This window comes from Aliterella sp. E5.1, assembly GCF_057473825.1.
Genome location: NZ_JBYCCV010000159.1, coordinates 1 through 5711, shown reverse-complemented (window position 1 = coordinate 5711; position 5711 = coordinate 1). Strand labels below are relative to the sequence as shown.

The following is a 5711-nucleotide window of genomic DNA, read 5'->3' as shown; positions in this document are numbered from 1 at the left end:
TCTCCTTGAGGGCTTGCTGTAGATGAACGACTTGTTCCGACCTTAAAAAATTCTTGGCTGCTGGTGGCATAGTTACTTTGAATCAGCTTTACCTTTTTATTATGCAACTTTGATGCCGATTAGCTTAGGTACTGGGGCTGGGGTTGTCATCGCTTCAAGCGGGTTAGTCATGAGGTTTGGTCAAATACATTCTATTGCTCTGTTACTAGCACCAAGGTCTTGCAAACTTGTCTTTAATTACCCTTAATCACTTTGTACTGACGCTTATGGCTCTTTTGCCGAGAAGTATTTTGCTTGTATTGCCTTACTGCGTTCGCTCAATATTTTATCTGGTGATTCTCCTAGCTGCTTGAGTAAGGTATCGATTTGCTTAAGTGCTAAGGGAGAAGGTGTAGCGCGTCCTTTTTCCCAACGATTAATCGTCGGAAACGTGACTCCCAGTTGAGCGGCAAACTTCTCCTGCGTCAGTTTTAAGGTTTGCCGTAGTTCTCGGATTAACTGACTAACTACTGGCTGTTCGATACCCACATATTCTTGGTGGAAGGGCATACTACTCAGAATTTATAAAGTGCTTTAAATTCTATCACTTCTGCTCAGTTTTAATCCAGTGTCCATTCACCTCTAGCTGGATATGTAATACACAAACACAAAGCTTTTTAGCTGTCATCAATTGCCAATGACATCGCACTTCAAATTGTATTAAGCTACCTACTATAAATTTTACTTTTGGATTTATTCAAGCGATTAAATTCATAGGCATTACATTGTCGCTATGGTTGCTGGTTGATGAACGCTAGTCGTTCTTGAGGGTAAAGTAGGCTAAGTTGATGTGCAGGTAAAATTATGAAAACTAGAGCAAGTAGTCGAAACTATGTCAAAAACAGCACAAAAAGCAGCGATAGCTCAATATTACGCAAGTCTAGCCGCCATGAATAAAGAAGGCTGGTTAGAAGTCTTGGCTATTGATGCTGTTATTTACGATCCGGTGGGCAAACTCCCTTTAAGAGTTAGAGAGGATTCGCCAAAGTTTTTTGACTTGCTCTCCAAGTTTTATAAGCAATTCGAGATTGTGCAGGACTGTATATTCATAGTCCAGCAGGAAGCCGCTGTTAAATGGACAATGCAAGTTGTTGCCAAGAACGAGCGCCAAGCTACAGCTGAAGGAATAAGTGTGTTTGAGTTTAACGCTCATGGCAAGATTGCGAAAATTCAGTCTTACTGGGATGAAGCTTCGCTCAAGGCTCAGTTAGCAGGGTAGCGGGAGTTTGGGGAAACAAAGCGCGCGCGATCTCCCAGGATAAATTGCCTTTGCTGCTTTGGCAGGAGGATTTCAGTTGATGACACGGGGTAGGCTTAGGTTTTAGCGTTCAAACGGATTGCTAACTCCCCCAAGCAATCCACTCCAGCCCCGCTTTGAATGCAGCTTCAGCCGTGTAGTAGATTTTGCGTTCCCTAAATACCGCTCCACCAGCGCTAATCAACCGAAACTGCCAGCAGTGGGCTTCGGTGTAGAAGACTATCAGGGTAGTACCGTCAATCCCGACGACATCATGAATTGTGGTATTGCTCATGAGATCGCCTATGGGCGTTGCATAATTGGGCGTTGCTGAATTCAGGTATGAAAATGATTTTGAGTGATTTCAAAATCTTTGTAGAGACATTGGATTGTAACGTCTCTACACCAAAATTCCTACATCTAATCAGCAACGCCAGAAAGTTTTAGTTAATGAATCCGTGGTGTTGCATGCATTTGCTCAAATAACTGAAATGTAGCTCCTAACCTAAGCATAAAGAATTTAACCAGTTTTGGCGCAGTGACCCCACCCATGAAGCTAAATGATATTCGTTTCTGAAACTACTAGAGATCGCCTTTGCTATCTAAACCACAGTTGTTACTAAAGCCAAGGGGCGAACTTGGTCAAGCAGGCTGTGCAGTTTTTCTCCTTCGATTACCTCTGTCTCCAGAAGTTGGGTAGCAATTGTTCCTAACAAGTCTTGGTTTTGCCGCAGAATATCCAAGGCTTGCTGATGGGCAGTTTCTACAATATCTTTCACCTCACCGTCGATGGCTTCTGCTGTTTTTTCACTCACCATCCGGCGGGGATTAGCACCTTCATTACCCAGAAACATTCCTTGTTGCCCTTGCTGGTAAGCCAAAGGTCCCAAGATTTTACTCATGCCGTAGGTAGTCACCATGCGCTCCGCCAAGTCAGTGGCTCGTTGTAAATCATTGGAGGCACCAGTTGTGATGCTGCCAAACACAATCTCTTCTGCGGAACGCCCACCTAATAGTGTAGCAATTTGACCCCGGAGTTCAGCTTCATCCATCAAGAAGCGGTCTTCCGTCGGTAGTTGTAAGGTGTAGCCTAACGCTGCCATCCCGCGTGGCACAATCGAAATCTTCTCAACTCGACCACTTCCTGGTATCGAATAGCCGACAAGGGCATGACCAACTTCATGGTAAGCAACAATCTTTTTCTCTTTGTCGTTGAGGACGCGGCTTTTCTTTTCTAAACCAGCAACGACTCGCTCGATGGCTTCAGCAAAGTCTGCTTGTGCTACAGCTTCGCGCCGACTGCGAGCAGCCAACAGTGCCGCTTCATTAACTAGATTTGCTAAGTCCGCACCAGCAAAACCAGGTGTCCGAGTAGCAATCGCCCTTAAATCTACATCAGTACCTAGTTTGACTTTCTGGGCATGGATTTCGAGAATGGCTTTACGCCCTAATAAGTCAGGACGATCTACTAACACTTGTCGATCAAAACGCCCAGGACGCAGTAGTGCTGCATCCAAACTTTCAGGGCGGTTAGTTGCAGCTAAAACAATTACTGTCCCATCGCCAACGGCAAAACCGTCCATCTCAGTCAGTAGCTGGTTGAGCGTCTGTTCTCGCTCATCGTTACCGCCGTAGATACCGTTGCTGCGGGACTTGCCAATTGCATCCAATTCATCGATAAAAATAATGCAGGGAGCCTGCTTCTTCGCCTGTTCAAACAAATCGCGCACTCTCGCCGCACCTGCACCCACAAATAATTCGACAAACTCAGAGCCGGAGATGCTGAAAAACGATACTCCTGCTTCCCCAGCCACAGCTTTTGCTAATAGGGTCTTACCCGTACCGGGGGGACCCACCAGCAAGACACCTTTGGGAATTCGCGCCCCAATCTGGGTAAAGCGTTCTGGAGTTTTCAGAAACTCGACAATCTCAACCAATTCAGTTTTTGCTTCTTCAACCCCCGCCACATCCTTAAACGTTGTTTTGGCGGACTCTCCCTCTACGTAGACCTTAGCCTTGCTCTTTGTAATTGAAAGCGCTCCTTGCGGACCACCAAGTCCACCGCGCCCAATGAAAAACTGATAGATGGCAACAAATATCAGCGGGGGTATAACCCAGCCTAATATACTTGTCAACCAGCCATTTTTAGATGGCGGAGTAGCAGCGAACTCAACTCCTTTGGCTTCTAGCAGTTTGGGCAACTCTAGGTCAAAAATTGGTGTGGTAGCAAGTACTTGACCGGGCTTATCATCTTCCCCTTTGAGTTGGTATTGAATCTGATTTTGACCTACCGAAGCAGCTGTAACCTGCTGTGCTTCTACCTGATGGATGAACAAACTATAGGGAACTTGAGGAATCTGCGAACCAAACAAACGGGGTAAAAATAAATTTGCTAGCAGGAATAAACCCGATAGTAATAATAAAATATTGCCAACCTGGCGAGAGCGAGGTGGGCGGGGCTGGTCTTTAATTGGCATAAATATCAGTAATCCTTAATTTAAAGTAGTTTTTTCACAGTCTCAAGAGTTCCAGCTATTAACTTCAATTTAGTTGCAACGACTAAAGTAAAGTCTTATACCGTTTCCAAGCAATCAAACACTTGCTCTAACTGTAACAACGTTACCAGTCCGTACTGCCAAAGAATCATCAGCAATAGATTTGGGTCTTGTTCACATTGTTTTTGAGCGAGTGCAATCCAATTAGCAGGAATTGCCAATTCTGACTGCAAGAAACTAATTAATCGAGTTAGCTTCGTAGATTTCATAAATATTCTTCTAACTATCCATAAATTAATGTAACGTTTTATGTAAAGTTTTGCATCGCTTTCTCAGAATTAGACCGTTTAGAGGCAGGAGTTTAGAGTCAACTTGGCTTCAACTTTATCTTCCAACTTTGGTTCTTGCAGCAGGTTAGCAATAATTCCTCGAAAGCCATTACCCCTTTCTAGCAATTGCTGGGAAAAGGTAATTAGGGCATTGGTATAGGTAGTAAAAAAAATTTTGGGTTTAGCTACACCATTTTTTTTGAGATGTGCGATTAAGGCGCGGACTCGATAAAGAGCAACGGTACTTTTTCCCGTACCAAGACTGCCTTTAATTAAGGTAGGGCCAGAGGCATCTAGCGCCCAATTGACGAATTTTTGGTTGTGTTGCAAAAAATTTCTTATTGTCAATAGCTTGTAATAGTTGACAATTAGATTCCACATTAAGTGTTTACTTATTCTCCAAGACACTATATGTGGAATGTAGCTGTCAATAACTGAGGACTATTGCAACTCAATAATTTTTTGCAACACAACCCACAAGAGGATGATTTCTGGTTCGTAGTGGTGCCATTTGAAAGGGTTGGACTTGGACATTGAAATGAGAGCGAACAAAAACAAGTTCTCACCCTACCACCTGCTGCTTCAGTTTTTGCAACACAACCAGCCAAACGCTACTGAAACCACAGCACTTTAGGTTGAAGCAGCTTGGTCAGAACTATTCAGGGCTGACCGTGCATTCAACGACAGCATCACCCGTGAAATACCAGTAGAAAGAACGCTGACACCAACCAGCGTGCCTAACAGCCAAGGGGCATCGCTAGGCCACTGGAACCAAATAATTCCGCCCAGCAGCAGAGTAATAATGCCGTCACCCAGCACCCAAGTCCAGTTCTGTTGCGGACGTAATCGGAATGCCAGGATTAGCTCGAACACGCCTTCAGTTAGCAAAAAGCTACCGAGCAACAGAGTCAGTGTTAAAGCACCCTTTAAAGGGGAAAAGAACAGCATCGCGCCTGTGGCAATATAGAGAATGCTTAATAAAAGCTTCCAAACAAAGCCTCCAGAGTTGCGGGTTTTAAACGCATAGGTCAGCTTGGCTGCTCCTGCTGAAATTAAGATCAAAGCAAACCAAGTCTCAGCGAAGATCGTCGAAACCGCAGGTTGAGCGATCGCCACAATCCCTAAAACAATTAGGAGAACGCCAATTAAACGCGACCCATTGATACCCTTCTTGCTGTCCGTAGAAATATCGGTGGTCATACAAATCTTTTTCCTTAACTTTGAGTAAACTCTATGCTCAGGTTAGAAAATTTCTCAAGAACTAAGTAGAACCCTAAGATAGAGCCTAACCTAATAGGAGAGCAAAAAATTTTTGGGGATCTAGCGACAATTCAACCACGACTTTACAAGTTAATTATCCTAAAGACCGTGAACAAACATTCAACTTGTCTTTGGGTTGGTAGTTCAATCTGGAATTTTTGAAACTTTTGGTTGTCCGTCGGGTAACATTTGTTTAATACTCTTTTGCGTGGTGATCTCATGAAAGTGACAAAAGCTGCCCAAGAGCCATCCTGCTCCTTATGTGTGAAAGAAACAGAATCCTGTAGTGCCATATTCTACACTGATACAGTGCCTTGACAGTTAAGACCGACCCCCCACTGATGCACTTGG

Annotated in this window: 7 protein-coding genes; 1 reads left to right on the top strand and 6 read right to left on the bottom strand. The window is 44.1% G+C overall.

Annotated features, from left to right (window positions below; translation table 11 throughout):
• Positions 1-264: 264 nt before the first annotated feature.
• A complete protein-coding gene (locus AC2VE5_RS23850; protein ID WP_486890135.1) occupies positions 265-549 on the bottom strand; it encodes a helix-turn-helix domain-containing protein in 285 nt (94 codons plus the stop codon).
• Between the two features lie 322 nt (positions 550-871).
• On the opposite strand from AC2VE5_RS23850, the gene AC2VE5_RS23845 reads away from it, so the two are divergent.
• Entirely contained in the window at positions 872-1258 is a 387-nt protein-coding gene (locus AC2VE5_RS23845) for a nuclear transport factor 2 family protein (RefSeq protein WP_486890134.1), read from the top strand.
• Between the two features lie 121 nt (positions 1259-1379).
• On the opposite strand, the gene AC2VE5_RS23840 is transcribed toward AC2VE5_RS23845, so the two are convergent.
• The 5 genes from AC2VE5_RS23840 to AC2VE5_RS23820 form a co-directional block, all read right to left on the bottom strand.
• Positions 1380-1571, bottom strand: coding sequence for a hypothetical protein (locus AC2VE5_RS23840; protein ID WP_486890133.1), 192 nt, complete (start codon positions 1569-1571; stop codon positions 1380-1382).
• Positions 1572-1878: 307 nt separating this feature from the next.
• A complete protein-coding gene (ftsH4, locus tag AC2VE5_RS23835; RefSeq protein ID WP_486890132.1) occupies positions 1879-3753 on the bottom strand; it encodes an ATP-dependent zinc metalloprotease FtsH4 in 1875 nt (624 codons plus the stop codon).
• A gap of 95 nt (positions 3754-3848) precedes the next feature.
• Positions 3849-4040 (bottom strand): DUF2949 domain-containing protein, encoded by a 192-nt coding sequence (locus AC2VE5_RS23830; protein ID WP_486890131.1) that lies wholly within the window; start codon positions 4038-4040, stop codon positions 3849-3851.
• A gap of 78 nt (positions 4041-4118) precedes the next feature.
• Positions 4119-4481 carry a hypothetical protein gene (locus AC2VE5_RS23825; protein WP_486890130.1) on the bottom strand — a complete coding sequence of 121 codons (363 nt, stop codon included), beginning with the start codon at positions 4479-4481 and terminating at the stop codon, positions 4119-4121.
• Between the two features lie 249 nt (positions 4482-4730).
• A complete protein-coding gene (locus tag AC2VE5_RS23820) occupies positions 4731-5300 on the bottom strand; it encodes an HdeD family acid-resistance protein (RefSeq protein ID WP_486890129.1) in 570 nt (189 codons plus the stop codon).
• Positions 5301-5711 lie beyond the last annotated feature (411 nt).

Coding starts and splice junctions, on each gene's coding strand:
- ftsH4 (WP_486890132.1), bottom strand. CDS start 3,753: ATGCCAATTAAAGACCAGCCCCGCCCACCTCGCTCTCGCCAGGTTGGC.
- AC2VE5_RS23820 (WP_486890129.1), bottom strand. CDS start 5,300: ATGACCACCGATATTTCTACGGACAGCAAGAAGGGTATCAATGGGTCG.
- AC2VE5_RS23850 (WP_486890135.1), bottom strand. CDS start 549: ATGCCCTTCCACCAAGAATATGTGGGTATCGAACAGCCAGTAGTTAGT.
- AC2VE5_RS23830 (WP_486890131.1), bottom strand. CDS start 4,040: ATGAAATCTACGAAGCTAACTCGATTAATTAGTTTCTTGCAGTCAGAA.
- AC2VE5_RS23845 (WP_486890134.1), top strand. CDS start 872: ATGTCAAAAACAGCACAAAAAGCAGCGATAGCTCAATATTACGCAAGT.
- AC2VE5_RS23840 (WP_486890133.1), bottom strand. CDS start 1,571: ATGAGCAATACCACAATTCATGATGTCGTCGGGATTGACGGTACTACC.
- AC2VE5_RS23825 (WP_486890130.1), bottom strand. CDS start 4,481: ATGTGGAATCTAATTGTCAACTATTACAAGCTATTGACAATAAGAAAT.